Origin of the sequence: Enterococcus sp. DIV1283b (assembly GCF_051710965.1) — a bacterium.
Lineage (GTDB): Bacteria > Bacillota > Bacilli > Lactobacillales > Enterococcaceae > Enterococcus_B > Enterococcus_B lactis.
Map to the genome: position 1 here is coordinate 2,122,201 of NZ_JBIOLR010000001.1, position 16,528 is coordinate 2,138,728.

The following is a 16,528-nucleotide window of genomic DNA, read 5'->3' on the forward strand; positions in this document are numbered from 1 at the left end:
AAGCAAAAAGCGTGCCAACTTTTTTGCGATACACTAATTGAATTTAAAGGATTCTTAACCAATACACAAAAACGATACACTATAAAAGTGTATCGTTTTTGTGTATTTACGGCATAGTGTATTCTTTTTTATCTAGCTGATTATGCACTAGACTTAGCAGATAATACATTTCTTCTATTGGCACTTTTACTTTTATCTTATCTTCTAGCAGGACAACCGAGGCTGTTAATTGATTATAAAGAGGATCACTCGTTGTGTTCGTCAATTCGTTTTCTTCCACCGTCAATGTTTCATTTCGAATAATCCGTTCGATCATTCCTGCTGTGTGCATCACCAAGTTGATCTTAAAGCCATATTCTTCATTGCCAATTCCCATCGTCTGAGAGATTTGTGTAGAAAATTGCCACATTGGATCGATTAGTTTACTACCATTGATAAAGATGAAGTTCTCAGAGATAAACTCAACACATGTTTTTTTAGCTGTCTCTTCATCTAGCGAGACGAATTCAGTTTCTTCCATTTCTGATTCCATAAGCAACTGATCCAAAATGACTTCGATATTTTGATCAATGAAGCGCTCTAAAGGAATAAATGGTGCTTGGATATTCAAATCAGTAATTCCAGTAGTTGCTATGATCTGATATTCTTTTTGGATGACTGGCAATTCTTCTTTCACTTCCACAATCGACAAAGCTAGAACTTCTAATTCTGTTTCTTGACGCTTATTTACCGCTCGTTCGATCAATTCTTTGATTCTTTGTGCTGTACCTTCGCCAGATGCACAAATAGCCAAAACAGCTTTTTTCTTATGGATAGGTTTTGTTTCCTGGACAGGTTCTACAGAAGATATTTCTGCGTAACCTCGAAAATTCTTCAACGATTCATGCAACATATCTAAATCTGTCCCTAATACAGAGACCTTTCGTACGGTTTCCAAAACTAGAGAAGTCGTTACCATGTCAACGGTACGTACAGGTATCCCAGTGTCTCGCTGAATTTGTGAATTAAATGAGGCGAGGGACCCCATATCCACTAATAGTATGACCCCGCTTCCTTCATCTACTTCTTGTACATTGCGTTCAATTCGGTCTAAAGCTGTTTTTGGATCCATATCCAACGGCATGTCTACTGCTCGTACGTTCTCTGCATCTAACAGCTGTTGGACAACCTGAACCATACTGCTTGCTGTACTGTTTCCGTGAGCCGCAACGACTACACCGATTCTGCCGCTTGCTTGGTTCGCCCGTAACGAGACGAGTAGAACAGTCAAGTAGTAGTCTTCACTTTCTGGAATATCCACTTGAAAATACGTTTCTATATAACTACGCACTTCTTTCGCAACAGCATATTCATCTGGAAAATCAAATGCCATCTCACGGATATTATCATTCGTATGCCGTTCTTCTCCTAAATTGATCTTTTTCAAAAACGAACTGATATGCAAGCTCATAGCATAAATAAAGTTTTGCTGAAACTCATATGGTAAAGATCTTTTGACCATTACATAAATCTGATTGGTCACTTCTATGATTTTTGGATCTACAAATTCTGCTAATTTGCTATCTGCATTAAAAGAAAACCCATGGTCTTTATAAAAAGACTTCAGGTGGATGTTGATATCTGTAGAAATAAAGTGATTGATTGCTTCTTGGTCCAACCCATCCGACTTCAGCAAAGCTGCTTTATCTCCGATGATATCATATAGATTATAAGGTAATTCATAGGAGTCTGATTGGATTTTCATGATCGTATCGTTTGGTGCTACAGTTATCTTTGGCTCCAATATTTTAGAAAGCTCTGCCATTGCACTGCGGTTGCTTGCTAATTGAATCAATCCACTACGAATCCCTTCTGTCAAATCATCAATCGTAATCGATATTTCGGGAGATTGCATATGATTTAGAAATCCTCGTGCGCATACTAATTGGATATTCGACTTCAATTGACCTATATTCCCATAAGTCACACTGCCAATCAGTGCTTTTGCTACATCTTCTGTCAAAGAGATCTTTCGTTGCGTGCGGTTCGCTTCGTGGGCAATCATAATTTTTACTAAATCGACTTTCTCATTTGCAGGACGTTTTTCAAAAGCCGGAAGTTTGATATTAATTGGGATACGCCGAACAAAAGTTTCCAATAGAGAAGAGCCTGGATCTTCTGTGGTCGCACCTACGATTCGTACATTTGCTTCATGGGATTTCGTTGTTTCTCCAAGTCGACTGTAAGTCCCGTGATCCATAAAGTAAAAGATCATTTCTTGACCTTCTGGAGGCAATCGGTGAATTTCATCCAGAAATAGCATACCACCATCCGCTTGATCGATAATTCCCATTTTTTCTTCATCTGCACCTGTAAAGGCTCCTTTTGCATACCCAAATAAATGGCTCATCAAAAGCTCAGGGTTATTCGCGTAATCAGCACAATTGAAAACAATCAGTTCCGTTTCCTCATCTATTACATGATGTGCTTTGGCAAAGTGATACATCGCGTGCGCAAAATAAGTCTTTCCTGATCCGGTAGGTCCTGTAATCAAGCAATTTAATCCTCTTGGCGGATACAAGATCGCAGCTTTTGCCTGTTCCACCGAGTTTTTCATGCTACCATTAGCTCCAATGATTTTTGCAAAGATATCCTTAGTATCTATCTGGAGCGTGTTTTTTTCTTCAGAGATCGGCGTTTCTTTGTAACTGACCACATGTTTTGTAGCTGGCTTTACGTGCGTAGCGAGTGTTTGATATATGTAACGTACTGGTCGTCCATCTGTCTTTATCAATTTTCCTTCGCGCACTAGCTGATTCAGATCCTTACTGCTATTCGTTCGTTGGATTCCTAACACTTCAGCAATTTCTTGTGTCGTTACTCCTTGGTCATATTCTGCCTTTGTTAAATGAGCGGTTTTTTCTTTGACATACATATAAATTCGGTCCATGCGTTTTGCCAATGGTATCGCTCCTTTTCTATAGACTGTTGTTCTTAGGCTTCAAAACATAATACTATGTATTTATTTCCGTTTCGTCAACTATTTACCTGATTTTGTTTTGTTGACAACAAGCGAAGGGACAAGCGTAATGAAGATAAAAGAACACAAAATATCAATTCCATTTTTATATCGGAAACAAGAAAAAGAACACTATTTATCCTACAATGATGCTCCTGATAGTAGACAATAACGCTTTCATCAATAAAAACAATAGTTATCAAAACATCCTGATTACAAGATGGCCAAAAAATATTAAGCGTAAAAAGACATGATAACCTTCGCATCCTTCATTACAACTTTTATTTTTATAAACAAAAAAGAGGCTGTGACAAAAGTCTTGTCACAACCTCTTTAATCGCAAGATTCAATTAAGCTTCTTGAGCTACTGGATAAACAGACACTTGTTTTTTGTTACGGCCTTTACGTTCGAAACGTACTACGCCATCAACTTTTGCAAATAAAGTGTCGTCTCCACCGATACCCACGTTTACACCTGGATAGATTTTTGTACCGCGTTGACGGTAAAGAATTGATCCACCTGTAACTGTTTGTCCATCAGCGCGTTTAGCACCTAGACGTTTTGATTCTGAGTCACGGCCGTTAGATGTAGAACCGCCACCTTTTTTGTGGGCAAATAATTGTAGATTCATAGATAACAACATGGTCTGCACCTCCTATTTATCATTGATTGTTTTAATTTGGATATATTCTGAGTTTTCAGCTTCTATTGATTGTAAACCTAATAAAAGATTTTCTAATAGAATCTCAGCAATATTGTTTTGTTCTTGTGTCATTCCTGAAGTGACTTCGGTATAAAGATAACCGCCTTCTTCTTCATTCATTTCAACAATCGGTTCAAAACCGGCTAATGAGGCAATCCCGTTGACAGTGTTGATTGCTAACGCAGAAACACCTGCACAAACAATATCACTTCCATAAGGACCAGCATCAGCATGCCCGGTCAAAGTGAATGAAACGATCTGACCTGCGTCATTTCGCTTAAATGTTCCTTTGATCATATATAGGCCTTCTTTCTCAAACGCTGATTAAGCGTTGATCGCGTCGACAACCACTTTTGTATATGGTTGACGATGACCTTGTTTGCGGTGTGAATGTTTTTTAGGTTTGTATTTGAAAGTAACGACTTTCTTTTGTTTGCCGTGTTTTTCAACAGTACCTTCAACAGTTGCACCTGCAACAGTTGGAGCGCCTACTTTTGTAGATTCGCCACCTACTAAGATAACTTCGTCAAAAACAACTTTTTCTCCTGCTTCAACGTCAAGTTTTTCAACATAGATTGCTTGTCCAACTTCAACTTTTACTTGTTTACCACCAGTTTTAATAATTGCGTACATGCTATAAAGCACCTCCTTCTGATATACTTAGACTCGCCATCCGAAGTGACAGCATCTGCTGTGCTTATTACTTGTTCTGAGCGGTTGTAGCTGTGGAGTCCACAATTACAACAGTACTAGCTTACCAGAATAGCCGCTGTTCGTCAACTAAATTTAAAGTCAAAAAATGAAATAAAGATTTAAACAATCGTGCTCCTGCTTTTCTTTCCTCTTCGTTTCTGCCAAATAAAATAGTCGCATTGCGTTTCTTTTCTTCTTATAATAAAAGAAAAAGGAGGAGCACAAATGGAATACCCAACAGAATTGATACAAGAGGCTTCTTTAAGGATGAACGGCCGTCCTGTAGAAGGGTTTGTCGCTGGGCAAGGACCTCTTCATCCTAAATTAATGCTTGTAGGAGAAGCCCCAGGGAAAACAGAGATTGATACACACATCCCTTTTAGCGGACAAGCTGGAAAAGAATTGATGCAGGCACTTTCTTCCACTGGTTTAACACGAGAAGAGGTTTATATCACCAGTGCTGTACGGAGTCGCCCGTATCGCGTGACTCATCGGATCAATAAACGGACACAACAGACAGAAACTGTTTATCCAAATCGGACACCTACTCGATCCGAAGTATTTGCACACGCACCGATACTGGATTACGAACTGATGGAAGTCCAGCCAAAATTAATTGCGACACTTGGAAATATTGGCCTGCAACGATTACTTGGTAAAGAATATACAGTTACCAAAAACCATGGTCAACTCTATACAGGTCCCGTCTTACAGCTAACAGAACAAAAAGATGCCTACGAATGGTCAGAAAAAAACTACCGTATCCTTCCACTTTTTCATCCAGCAGCTATTTTCTACAATCGTTCCCTTGTACCTGTTATCCATCAAGATTGGCAAGTACTAGCTTCACTTTTACAACAAGATTAAAAAGAACAGACAAGACGGTGAAATTTTTAGTTTACAGTCTTGTCTGTTCTTTTTCATTGTTTTAATGGCTCATTGCAGTATATTTTGCATGCAATGCTGTCAACGCATGAGCAACTGTTTGATGTTGATGTGTGGATGTATATTCCCATAAGTGAGAAAGCTGTTTTTCTACTTCCGGCTGCAAGGAAGTATAAATAATCGTTTGTCCTCTCTGTTCTGCTTTTTCTTGAAATTCATCAAAAACTGCACGTGCCGTCAAATCAATACTTGGTACCCCACGCATGGAGAAGATGACACCGTCGTGATGGTTTAGTTCTTCCAATTTATTTTTTAGTTTCTCTGAAGACATGAAAAACAGCGGACCGCTAATGTACACTACTGTCCAATTATTCAGCTTTTCCGTTTCTGGCAGCCCCATTCTTTGCCAATCGATTGTTTCTAATGAAATCGTGATAGCCGCACTTTTTACAACAAAAAATACACAACCGCCGATAATCCCAATTACAATAGCAATACTTAAATCAAAGATGACTGTACAAATCATTGTAAGAACAAACAATAGAATAGCTGACCAATATTTATGAACAAATAGCTCCTTAATCGTTGTCCATTCATTCATACGCCAAGCCGTCACGATCAAAACGCCTGCAAGTGCCGGCATCGGAATCTGTGACATCACTGGCGCAAAAACAAGCATGGAGAGCAACAAGACAACTGCATGGATCATGCCAGCTAATCTGGTTTGTGCGCCAGATTTGATGGCCACACTTGTACGAGCAATGGCTGCAGTAGCAGGAATCCCGCCAAAAAAAGGAAGCAATAGATTTCCAACCCCTTGTGCCACTAATTCTTGGTTACTGTCTAATGATTTATTTGCCATTCGACCAGCAGAAGCACCACATAATAAGCTCTCAATCATTCCTAACAGAGCAATGCTAATAGCCGGAACTGCTACTTGTTGCAAGGCAGAAAAGCTAAAATCTCCCAAGCCCAAGCGATTACTGCTGATCAATGTTTGTGGGATGTTACCAACAGTGGCTACTGGTAAATGACACAGTAGCGTAACTACTGTTGCTAAAATGATGGCCAACAGCGAACTAGGCATTCGTTTCGCCCATTTTTTCGGATAGATGAACATCCCTAAAATGACTAGTCCTCCCATAATCAAAGATGCTATGTTTATTGGAAAACCTAGTGTTTGATAGCTACTTAGCTTTTCAATAACATTTGTACCTTCCGAATGAACACCAAACAAATTATCGATCTGACCTAATGCAATAATAATAGCAATACCTGAAGTAAATCCTGTGATTACTGGTGCTGGGATAAAAGAAGTTAGTGTTCCTAATCGGAAAAGTCCTGCTGCAAGTAAAAATAGACCTGCCAAAAAAGTAGCAAGCAACACACCTTGCATTCCCTTTGTTGCCGCAATGGACATTAGAATAGCTGCCATTGCGCCTGTCGGACCTGATATTTGATAAAAACCGCCTGATAAACCGCCAATAACGATACCGGCAATGATAGCCGTAATCAAACCTGCGGACGCATCGGCTCCGCTTGATACCCCAAAAGCCAAGGCTAAAGGCAATGCTACAGCAGCTACTGTGATTCCAGCCAAAAGATCTTTCTGAAATCTTGAAAGATCATAACCTGAAAATTCTTTTTTTAGTGATAAAACATAATTTTTGAACACCTATCTAACTCCTTTTCATGAAATTTTCTAAAATACCATTCATTAGAATAGCATATTTCATGAGATAAAGTAATATTTTTCACAAAGTTTTCTGTCCAATAGATCCTTGTTTTTCTACATTTAGAAGAAAATAGAAAGCAAGGCCAACAGAGCTAACCCACCTTGTTTTAGTAAAATCCATCGATCGCTAGTCAGACTTCCATACAATGCAACAATAAAAATTGATAGCAACAGCATACTTGTAATTTCTTTAGGTGCGGAAGAAAGGTAAGCTCCGTAAAGTAGTCCAACCCCTAATAGTCCATTGTATACTCCTTGATTCTTAAATAATGTTTGAACAGATTTTCTGCTTAATTCTTCTTTATTCATTTTAAAAACTCTGCTTGTCGTATCGGAATCAGTTCTTACTGTTTCGATGTACATGATATAAAAAAATTCGATGGCCACTAGAGTGACTAAAATTTTTGATAATATTGACATATTTGCTCCCTCTTTCTGATGGATTTTATTTTTTACTTCCTATAATTGTACTAGATAAAGATGTTTTTTTTATTTTATTTGCCTTTGAAAACAAACAATATTGGCACAAACCAAAAGAAAAACCGCTAGAAACTGAGGTTTCTAACGGTTTTTTAGCGTCACAGGAGGGATTCGAACCCCCGACCGTCCGCTTAGAAGGCGGATGCTCTATCCAGCTGAGCTACTATGACAGGAATCAGCGGAACATCAATAATTATAGATAATTAAATTGCTTCTGTCAATACGAAATAGTTATTTAATTAGCAAATAGCCAATTATTTTAATTCAACTACCAAATCACTCCTTTGAAAAGAAACATTCACTTCCATCTATTCTAAGGTTATCAGTCGAAAACAGGAGCTGCATTGTCTTCATGCTTACTCCTGTTTATTTCAATCTATTCACTATTTTCTTCAGTTGTTTTACAAATCCAGTCTCTTTCACATCAAATTTAGATGGATTCCTTGATTTAATCAATCACTTACTGATTGTCATAATCATGTATCACCAATCGATTTCTTCTGCTTCTTTTGTCATTAAGATGACGCCATCGCCTAATGGCAAGATGGTCGATGTCAAATCAGGATGGTTCATCACGACACGAAGGAATTCATTTAATTTACGATGGATAGCTCGTTTGCCACGGGGAATCTCTTCATCAGGGAGCAAGATCGTCCCACCTTGGAAGATATCATCCACCATCAAAACGCCACCTTTTCGTAACAAACGCAAACATTCAGGTAAAAATTCAATATATTTTGATTTTGCACTATCCATAAAAATAAAGTCATATGGACCAGACAACTCAGGCAAAATATCTGCGGCTTGCCCTTCAAGCAAGGTTACTTTATCTGTCAATCCTAGACGTTCATAGTTTTTTTTCGCTTTCTCAATCATGACATCGAAACGATCAATGGTCGTAACATGAGCATTTTCTCCGATTGTTGTCGCCATGACACTTGATGAAAAACCGATAGCTGCACCGATCTCTAAGATTCGTTCAGGCTGAATCTGTCCAAGTAAAAATTTCAAAAATACAACTGTTTCGTGGGGAATAACCGGTACTTCTGCTACATGAGCTTCTTCTTCCAATTTGCCTAGCTCACCCGGTAATTTTTTTTGCTGGGTACGCATAAAGTCCAATAGTTCTTCTTTGACTACAGGACGATGCATCATTTCATTGCGCATACTACTCCTCCTCTTTACACATTATACGAACAACTAGCTAAATCTACAAGCTGTATGAGTGTTTTCCGTATCACTCGTTCAGAAGAGTAATTGTATCTCTTGAATATATTTGTCTTTTTCAACATTCTCACAAAAATTTCTGTGTTCGTCTCCGCTTCTTCTTCAACTCTACAAAAGTATTCCAAGCTGTGATTCCTGTTAAGCAAAAAGCAATCGTAAAGAATAATCCCTGGATCCATGCAAATGCTGTTTTGGAAAGGACCAGACCAATATATGGAATCTGGAAGATTGGACTACCGATAATATTTCTCTTTTTTACTACTCCAGGCTCGATATAAGTCCGTGTGTCAGCTTTTGTATAAAAGTCGTTGTAGTTGTTTTCAATGGCTATTACGCGACGTGTCGAGATTTTTTTCCCTGAATTTTCATAATATGTAATAATATCTCCGACTAAAATCTCATCTGTATTTTTTGGTCGTACATATATCAGATTTCCTTGTGCATAATATGGGTTCATTTCTCTATCCTCAATAATATAAGGAGTCAATCCAAAAATTCGGGGAACCAAGACGACGAGAAGAATAAGTATTAAAAATATAATCAGCGTTACAGAACTAACAAAAGTTATTTTTTTGTAATCAGGCATCGTTTTCAACTCCTTTCTTTCTTCAATCCTTCTTAATCATATAATAACGATAAATTTTTTTCAAATTATAACTGTAAAAACACATTTTTATGACAACGACGTTTTTTTGATTCTATTTCCTCATCTTTATCTCATTTTTTATTATAAATAATTGACGTTAGTTAAAAAAACGTTTACCCTAAAATTACAAGTTTTAGAAAGGAATACCTTTATGTCTTTTTTTAATAACATATATAATAAAAAAGAATCTTTCTATATGCGCATAAAATGGAGCATAATAATTATATTATCAGTGTTATTTTTAGCAGGAATTGCTTATTTCTTCTATTTTATCTTCTCTCCTGCTGATAGTAATCAAATGAAAGAAATAAAAGATTCATGGGTTTTCTATTCAAAAGATGATCCTGATTTTAAGTTTGACAGTAAGTACACTCGTATGATTCCTACCGTAGACAAAGACGAAACATTTATCATGGAAACGACACTTGAGAAACCGTTGAACGAAGCAAATTTACTAATCAAAGGAAATCATCAATGGATTACTGTGTATCTAAATGGAAACATTTTATACCAACGGGAAGATTACGACGCAGAAAGCAATCCTGGACTATCACTGGCTGTGATAGATTTACCATCAGATTACATCGGAAAAAAATTGATGATCTCTGTCTCATCTCCTTATCAGAACTACGCTGGGTTGCCGCCGAAAGTCTATATAGGTACAACTGGTCCGTTAATCGGTTTTATCTATTCTCAATCAGTACCGCAAGTATTAACGATGATCATTGCAGTTTTCATTGCTATTGGGACGTTTATCTATACCATCTACTTGATGTACAAACAAAAACGGCTTGAATACTCGCTGATTATCTTAAGCTGCTTTGCTTTGGCATTAGGATTTGAAGCTGTTTCAGAAGATATTTTAAGTGGCATCCTTTTTGAACCATTTGTTCACTCTTTTTTATCTCATTTATTTATTATCCTAACCTCGGCTTTCATTATCTGCTATTATTGGAACCGGATGATTTATTATAAAAAATGGTATGGGATTTTTTGTATAATCCAGCTTTCGATCTTTTCTGGTGTTCTGCTTTATGCAACTTTTACTTCTGCAGAACTTCCTGAATTGATGCCAATTGCTAATATAGCTAGTGTTATCAGTACTCTAGTCACTTCGCTTACCTGCATTGGTGAAGCCTATAAGAACAATCGTTTTTATGTAGTTTGTACACCTTGGATCGTCTTGGTTGCCATTATCCACTGCTTGATTTATATCCAAACAGCACTAGGGATTTATCAAACGACGATCAATTGGTCTACGATTTTATTCATTATTATTTTGATTGTTATTATCAGTTACAATCTGATTGACCACATTATGAACACAGATAAAGACCGAAGACAAGTAGATTTCTTAAAAATCAAAAACGATTTGCTGGAACAGCATTATGAGCAACTTCGACAGCATATCCAAGAAGTAAATACGCTTCGTTTAGAATTTGTTCAGGAAATGGAAAATCTGCAAGACTTAATGCATACGGATCAAGTAAAAGCAAAAAAATATGTGGAAACAATCTTGGAAGAAGCAAAAAATTTTGAAATGCTGTGTTCTTTTTGCAATCATCAGATGACAAATCTGATTTTCGCGCGCTATCAACAGTTAGCTGCTAAACGGAATATCCAGATCACCTTCCAAGCAGAACTTCCTGAGGAGCTTCCTATCAAAGATGATGATCTAGCCCAGCTTTTGATTCATGCCCTAGAACATTCCTTTAGAGAAACTCATGCCATCGAAAATCCGCTGTATCGAAAAATTCATTTGTCGATACACGAACAAGAGGATCATTTCGTCATTTGTTGCGAACATAGTGCACATTATGATACAAATATATTCAGTCGAGGTATAACAGAAGAATTAGATGATCAGGAACGCTTTGATTTGATGATGATGAAAGATGTGGCAGATCGTTACACTGGAACACTAACGCAGGAAAAAGATACATTGATTGATCGGATCACTGTTCAGCTTTCCCGAAATTACTCGAATTCTATATAAAAAAGCAGTGGGATCCAATACATAAGGATTCCGCTGCTTTTTGTTTTTAATAAAGTAAGGTAAGCAATTCTTCTGGTTCTATCGCACCAAAATATTTTTTCACATCAATTTGGTCAACTATTTTTGATAGAGATTCTTTATCATATTTCTGTCCCACCAATTTTTTTTCGACATCAGAGATATCTCCTAGTCCGAAGAAATCACCAAATATTTTTGCTTCTGTAATCATTCCTTCTGATACATTCAAGTGGACTTCGATCGAACCGATAGAGAAACGTTTTTGACGAGAGAAATTGAAATCTGGGGACTTTCCGTAATTCCAATCCCAATTTCGGTAATATTCTTCAGAGATTCGATTGATTTTTTTCCAATCTTCGTCGGTCAATTCGTACGTTTTTACTTCCTCTACTGATTCTACACCAAAAATTTTCAACAAGATTTCTTGACGAAATTCTTCCGTTGTCATGTTTTGTTTTTCTTCGGGAAGAAACGGTTTGATATTCGTCACACGAGAACGGATCGATTTGATTCCTTTTGATTCGATTTTGTCTTTTTTTACTTTTAATGCATTGACTACTTCATTGATATCAGAGTCGAACATGATCGTTCCATGAGCAAACATTCGGCCGTTGGTAGCATACATCGCATTACCGGAAAATTTCATACCATCAATGACTAAATCATTTCGGCCTTTCAGCTCAGCACCGGCAACACCCAATTCATGAAGTGCTTGGATGATTGGTTGTGTTACTTTCGCAAAATCACGGAAGGAATCACCATCATCAGGCATAATAAAACTAAAGTTCAAATTCCCAAAATCATGGTAGACAGCTCCGCCTCCACTTAGACGGCGAACCACATGAATACCATGTTCTTCCACATAATCTCGATTGATTTCTTCAATCGTGTTCTGATTCCTACCAATGATGATTGAAGGTTCATTGATATAAAAGAGCAAAATGGGTTCATCTAATGGCATTTCTTGCAACAAGTATTGTTCAATTGCTAAATTGATTCTTGGGTCGTGGTTTTCATTTGGTACAAAAATCATGTTCTTCCTCCTAAATGTCAAACACTTTGTCAACTGCAGCAAGTTCTACATCTATCCTTTTACCTGCTGCTTTTTGCGCTTCATTTTTCAATTGTTCTAAGTCGCCAAACTGAGGTAGATGGGTAAGTACAAGTTTCTTTGCGTTAGCTGATTTCGCCAGTTCTCCAGCTTCTTTTGAAGTGAAATGTGCATGATGCTGTTCATTTCCTTCAAATAGATAGGTATCTGCTAGAAACAAATCAGCCTCTTTCGCAAAATCAGCGAAACTTTCCAAATAACCTGAATCTCCTGTAAATACGAATACTTTCCCCGTTGCTTCTTCTACGATTCGCATGGCGTAACATACTACTGGATGGATTGTTTCCATAAAAGTAATCAGAAAAGGACCAATTTTTAATTCTTCGGCTTCAAAATAAGGATGTCCTTTTGAGACATTCGCCATCGTCAATTCTTCAAAGTGGACAGAATCTTTTGTGTGCCCGTAAATTGAAAGCAATGTCTCCGGATCTCTTTTGGGATGAAGTTGCCAGTAATACTGTAATACACCAAGGTCAGCAATATGATCATGATGATAATGGCTAAGGATCACAGCATCCAAATCAAGTGGATCAAGATGTTCTTGTAATTTGATCAGCGTAGCACTACCTGCATCAATCAACAAGTTGAAACCGTCAGATTGAAGTAAATAACCTGTTGTCCCTTGATTTTTATAAGGATACGCCCCTAAGCAGCCTAAAACAGTTAATTTCATCATACATTCCCCCTCAAAGATTTATCCTACCACAAAAGTTATTTTTCTAATGAATAAACTGCTTACAGATTAAGCAAAATAGGCTTCTGGACCACCTTTTTCAATCCGTGCTTGTTCATAAAATTCTGCAACTGATACATTCACATAAACGATGACCCACAAAAGACCGATGAATAAAGCGATTGCCCCTAACAAATACCAGCCGATAAAAGATAGTTGCAACAAAATATACGTACCGATTCTATCTTTCAATAAGAACCAGCCATATTTTAAGCATTGTACAACCGACAAATCAGGATAGTCGAACTTCGTCCACGCAGCAAATTGGAACAATCCGCCAACGATGCTCATGATAAGTGCTGAAACAAAAATCATCCCTACCATTGATAAAACAAAGCTGATATCAAGAAAATCTCCTGGCATGACATCCGTAGGTACCGTACTTGAACTGAAAAGCAACTGCGTATAAGCACTCACTCCGCTGATTAAAAACATGGGCAGAAAGATCAAACTGTTGAGCAACCAGTTGATGATTGAATTAATCAAATTGATGACAAGTATCGAACCAAAATATTTTTTTTGGAAAACTGAAAATAGAAGATTGCTTTTTGGTCTGCCACCTCGTACAACTACTAACGCAATATAAAACAATGCATAGTTGAATGCGAATAAAAGCAAATTATCGACTAGAAAACTCAATAGGTTTTGCTGCATGCTTTCTTCCGTAAAAGGACTGAAACCGTCAAAAAAATTCTGTATGACGCTCGTGAACAATATGGATAAGAAAACAAGCCAAGCATTGATTCCCCATTGATTCTCCAAAGAAGCTCGCGCTTTTTTTCGATATTCAGAAATAGGCATTTTATTATTCATTATTCATAACTCCGGATTTTTTCAACTGTTTCACTATCAAGTCGTTTCACTAACTCAGTAACTAGCTTCACTGTATTCAAATAATCATCTTCATGGATCACTGATGTGTGGGAATGCAAATAACGAACAGGAACAGTAATGGCTACAGAAGGAACGCCGTCTCTTGTCAAATGCATTTGTCCTGCATCCGTTCCACCACCAGAGATCACTGTATATTGGAATGGGATAGCCATTTCCTCTGCTACATCGATAACGAAATTCAATAATTTTTTGTGCGGAATCATCGATGCATCAAAAATCAAAATCTGTGGACCTTTTCCTAAAATCGAATCTGCTTCTTTTGGTGTCATTCCTGGAGTATCACCTGCTGTACCAGTATCTAAAGCAAAAGCAATATCCGGATTTACAAGGTGCGTGCTTGTTCGAGCGCCTCGCAAGCCCACTTCTTCTTGCACATCGCTTCCTGCAAATAAAACATTTGGATGTGCTTCTTTAGACAGATTCTCCAATACTCGCAACGAAACAGCTGTCCCTATCCGATTATCCCATGCTTTTGCCAGTAAATATTTACTGCCGTTCATTCGTTTGTATTCAATATATGGGGTGACCATATCTCCCGGACGTATGCCCCATTCTTTGGCTTCTTCTTGGTTTGATGCGCCGATATCAATAAACATATCTTTGATTTCATATGGTTTATTTCGTACCTGAGGTGTTAAAACATGCGGTGGTTTTGAACCAATTACCCCGTGAATGATTTTTCCTTCTCGTGTTTTGATTTCAACTTGCTGAGCAAGCATCACTTGTCCCCACCAGCCTCCAAGTGTTTGGAATTCCAAGAAGCCTTTTTCGGTTATTTTTGTTACCATAAAACCAACTTCATCCATATGACCAGAAATAAAGACTTTTGGTCCTCCGCCAGCGCCATGCTTAGCAATCACACTGCCTAATCCGTCATAAAAAATATCATCAGCGAATGGTTTAGCATATTCTCTGAATACTTCTCTTACCTCTTCTTCATTCCCAGGTACTCCTTTTGCAGAAGTCAAATCAATTAGTAGCTGTTCTTCTTTTGTATCCAAATGTTTTCCCCCATTTCTATATTCATATTGTGATTATACCATTGCTTTTGTTTTTTGTTCAGGCAAACTTGGTATTTTTACTGTTTTTTTCAGAATATTCTAAAATAAATAAAACAGGCAGATATTCTCCACCTGTTTTATTTATTTTAATCGTAGTTTATCTGGTACTTGCTGTTGCCAATCTTTGCTGAAAAAAGCATCATCGAGATGGTATCTACTAGGAAGCTGGTTTTCTTCTAAAAACGGTCTAATCTGTTGATCTGCGGCTAGCCAGCCTTTCCACCCTAAATGGATCGTATCTTCCATAAAATAATTGGTACCAGCTTGATTGACAAAATCAGCTATTCGATTGAATCCTTGGCTATTTAATTGAAATTTGATTTTTTTGGCAAATCCTTGTAACATTTCTTGAGATAGTCCGGTATAATCGCTCCATTTCTCGTTAACCGGTGGAATGATAAACAACACTTCATTATGATTTTTTGCTAATTGATCCAAGATTAGCTGAAAATCAGAAAATTCTGGTGAAAAACGATAATCCCAATTTTTTTGTGACTGTTTGAGTTCTGGCTCGTGGGATCGGATACGATGTGTATAAAAATCGTTTTTCAAACCAAATGGATTATTTGTCGTTTCTTGTTTTCCAATTTTATCTGCCAAAATGGATAATTCTGTTTCTTGATAGTAGTCTGGTAATCGTTTTGATTCATGATCGATTTTTTGCTGACGATCTTTCAAACCGATATCACTGAATATCTCATCCTCACGCTTCAACATGTTCCATTGGCTGTGCAACTGATCCAAAGATTCAGGTAAAGGTAACTTTCCTTCTTTAATCGTTTGTAGAATTCCTGTCAGCGTATCGTTCTCTTTTACTTTTGAAAAAGTTAATAGTCTTCTAGCTAAATAGCGATCAGCTGATGTAACTTTTTTCAATGAGAACAACCAATCATAGGTCTGAAGTTCAGAATAGTAAGTGTTGAAATAATCTGTTTTTACACCCTCTTTTACAAACCATTGAGGAGAGATGATAAACACCACTTTTTTGTTTTTCAAATCATCCCCTGCAGATCGCATCATCATATATTGACTTAATGATTGTGTTCCCGGCGCTCCTAGCAAGAAAGGACGATAACCTCTATCATATTTTTCAGCCAAAACAGACGGATGAAATGGACTGATCCTGCTTAATTCACTCGACCCAAAAAAGGGGATATATTGTTTTTCAGACAAAGCTTTGTTTTTTATTGCATCGCCCTTTAGTACATTTGCTGACATAGATGAAGACGCTCGCTTGATTACTTCCGGGTTATCAATATTTACTCGATAGGAAGAAGTGAAGAATAGGGCAAGCAGACCAAAAGCGAGAACAACAGGTCCAAAAATAGCAAAGAGTTTCTTTTTCAT

General features: G+C 37.5%; 15 protein-coding genes, 1 tRNA gene and 1 other annotated feature. Of the genes, 2 read left to right on the top strand and 14 right to left on the bottom strand.

Annotation, left to right across the window (positions count from 1 at the left end; genetic code table 11):
- Positions 1 to 106 precede the first annotated feature (106 nt).
- The 4 genes from IGJ53_RS10445 to rplU all read right to left on the bottom strand — a co-directional run bounded on the left by IGJ53_RS10445 (position 107) and on the right by rplU (position 4,335).
- Positions 107 to 2,914: a sigma 54-interacting transcriptional regulator gene (locus IGJ53_RS10445; protein WP_259741528.1), complete on the bottom strand. Its 2,808-nt coding sequence runs from the start codon at positions 2,912 to 2,914 to the stop codon at positions 107 to 109.
- A gap of 434 nt (positions 2,915 to 3,348) precedes the next feature.
- Positions 3,349 to 3,642 (bottom strand): 50S ribosomal protein L27, encoded by a 294-nt coding sequence (rpmA, locus tag IGJ53_RS10450; RefSeq protein ID WP_002289452.1) that lies wholly within the window; start codon positions 3,640 to 3,642, stop codon positions 3,349 to 3,351.
- A 12-nt stretch (positions 3,643 to 3,654) separates the two neighbouring features.
- A complete protein-coding gene (locus tag IGJ53_RS10455; protein WP_259741514.1) occupies positions 3,655 to 3,999 on the bottom strand; it encodes a ribosomal-processing cysteine protease Prp in 345 nt (114 codons plus the stop codon).
- Positions 4,000 to 4,026: 27 nt separating this feature from the next.
- On the bottom strand, positions 4,027 to 4,335 hold the full coding sequence (gene rplU / locus IGJ53_RS10460; protein WP_259741513.1) for a 50S ribosomal protein L21: 309 nt from the start codon (positions 4,333 to 4,335) through the stop codon (positions 4,027 to 4,029).
- A 19-nt stretch (positions 4,336 to 4,354) separates the two neighbouring features.
- Positions 4,355 to 4,431, bottom strand: a sequence feature (ribosomal protein L21 leader region).
- 189 nt (positions 4,432 to 4,620) lie between these two features.
- Here rplU and IGJ53_RS10465 point away from each other — a divergent pair.
- Positions 4,621 to 5,262 carry a uracil-DNA glycosylase gene (locus IGJ53_RS10465; protein WP_002315417.1) on the top strand — a complete coding sequence of 214 codons (642 nt, stop codon included), beginning with the start codon at positions 4,621 to 4,623 and terminating at the stop codon, positions 5,260 to 5,262.
- 61 nt (positions 5,263 to 5,323) lie between these two features.
- On the opposite strand, the gene IGJ53_RS10470 is transcribed toward IGJ53_RS10465, so the two are convergent.
- The 5 genes from IGJ53_RS10470 to IGJ53_RS10490 form a co-directional block, all read right to left on the bottom strand.
- A complete protein-coding gene (locus tag IGJ53_RS10470) occupies positions 5,324 to 6,955 on the bottom strand; it encodes a SulP family inorganic anion transporter (RefSeq protein ID WP_010733362.1) in 1,632 nt (543 codons plus the stop codon).
- 120 nt (positions 6,956 to 7,075) lie between these two features.
- Positions 7,076 to 7,435 (bottom strand): DUF1304 domain-containing protein, encoded by a 360-nt coding sequence (locus IGJ53_RS10475; RefSeq protein ID WP_002329013.1) that lies wholly within the window; start codon positions 7,433 to 7,435, stop codon positions 7,076 to 7,078.
- A gap of 156 nt (positions 7,436 to 7,591) precedes the next feature.
- Positions 7,592 to 7,665: transfer RNA gene (locus IGJ53_RS10480), tRNA-Arg, on the bottom strand.
- Between the two features lie 313 nt (positions 7,666 to 7,978).
- Positions 7,979 to 8,662: an O-methyltransferase gene (locus IGJ53_RS10485; protein ID WP_002292364.1), complete on the bottom strand. Its 684-nt coding sequence runs from the start codon at positions 8,660 to 8,662 to the stop codon at positions 7,979 to 7,981.
- 127 nt (positions 8,663 to 8,789) lie between these two features.
- The gene (locus tag IGJ53_RS10490; protein WP_002292363.1) at positions 8,790 to 9,308 is read right to left on the bottom strand and encodes a signal peptidase I; all 519 of its coding nucleotides are present in this window, start codon (positions 9,306 to 9,308) and stop codon (positions 8,790 to 8,792) included.
- A 211-nt stretch (positions 9,309 to 9,519) separates the two neighbouring features.
- On the opposite strand from IGJ53_RS10490, the gene IGJ53_RS10495 reads away from it, so the two are divergent.
- Positions 9,520 to 11,364: a hypothetical protein gene (locus IGJ53_RS10495; RefSeq protein ID WP_438750188.1), complete on the top strand. Its 1,845-nt coding sequence runs from the start codon at positions 9,520 to 9,522 to the stop codon at positions 11,362 to 11,364.
- Positions 11,365 to 11,410: 46 nt separating this feature from the next.
- Here the strand turns inward: IGJ53_RS10495 and IGJ53_RS10500 are convergent, their stop codons facing one another.
- The 5 genes from IGJ53_RS10500 to dltD form a co-directional block, all read right to left on the bottom strand.
- Positions 11,411 to 12,415: a lipoate--protein ligase gene (locus tag IGJ53_RS10500; protein WP_010733360.1), complete on the bottom strand. Its 1,005-nt coding sequence runs from the start codon at positions 12,413 to 12,415 to the stop codon at positions 11,411 to 11,413.
- A 10-nt stretch (positions 12,416 to 12,425) separates the two neighbouring features.
- Positions 12,426 to 13,166 carry an MBL fold metallo-hydrolase gene (locus IGJ53_RS10505; protein ID WP_042957047.1) on the bottom strand — a complete coding sequence of 247 codons (741 nt, stop codon included), beginning with the start codon at positions 13,164 to 13,166 and terminating at the stop codon, positions 12,426 to 12,428.
- A gap of 69 nt (positions 13,167 to 13,235) precedes the next feature.
- On the bottom strand, positions 13,236 to 14,039 hold the full coding sequence (locus IGJ53_RS10510) for a DUF975 family protein (RefSeq protein WP_010733358.1): 804 nt from the start codon (positions 14,037 to 14,039) through the stop codon (positions 13,236 to 13,238).
- Positions 14,039 to 15,121 carry a M42 family metallopeptidase gene (locus IGJ53_RS10515; protein ID WP_002372738.1) on the bottom strand — a complete coding sequence of 361 codons (1,083 nt, stop codon included), beginning with the start codon at positions 15,119 to 15,121 and terminating at the stop codon, positions 14,039 to 14,041. The genes IGJ53_RS10510 and IGJ53_RS10515 overlap by 1 nt, the downstream gene beginning before the upstream one ends.
- 141 nt (positions 15,122 to 15,262) lie before the next feature.
- Entirely contained in the window at positions 15,263 to 16,528 is a 1,266-nt protein-coding gene (gene dltD / locus IGJ53_RS10520; RefSeq protein ID WP_010733357.1) for a D-alanyl-lipoteichoic acid biosynthesis protein DltD, read from the bottom strand.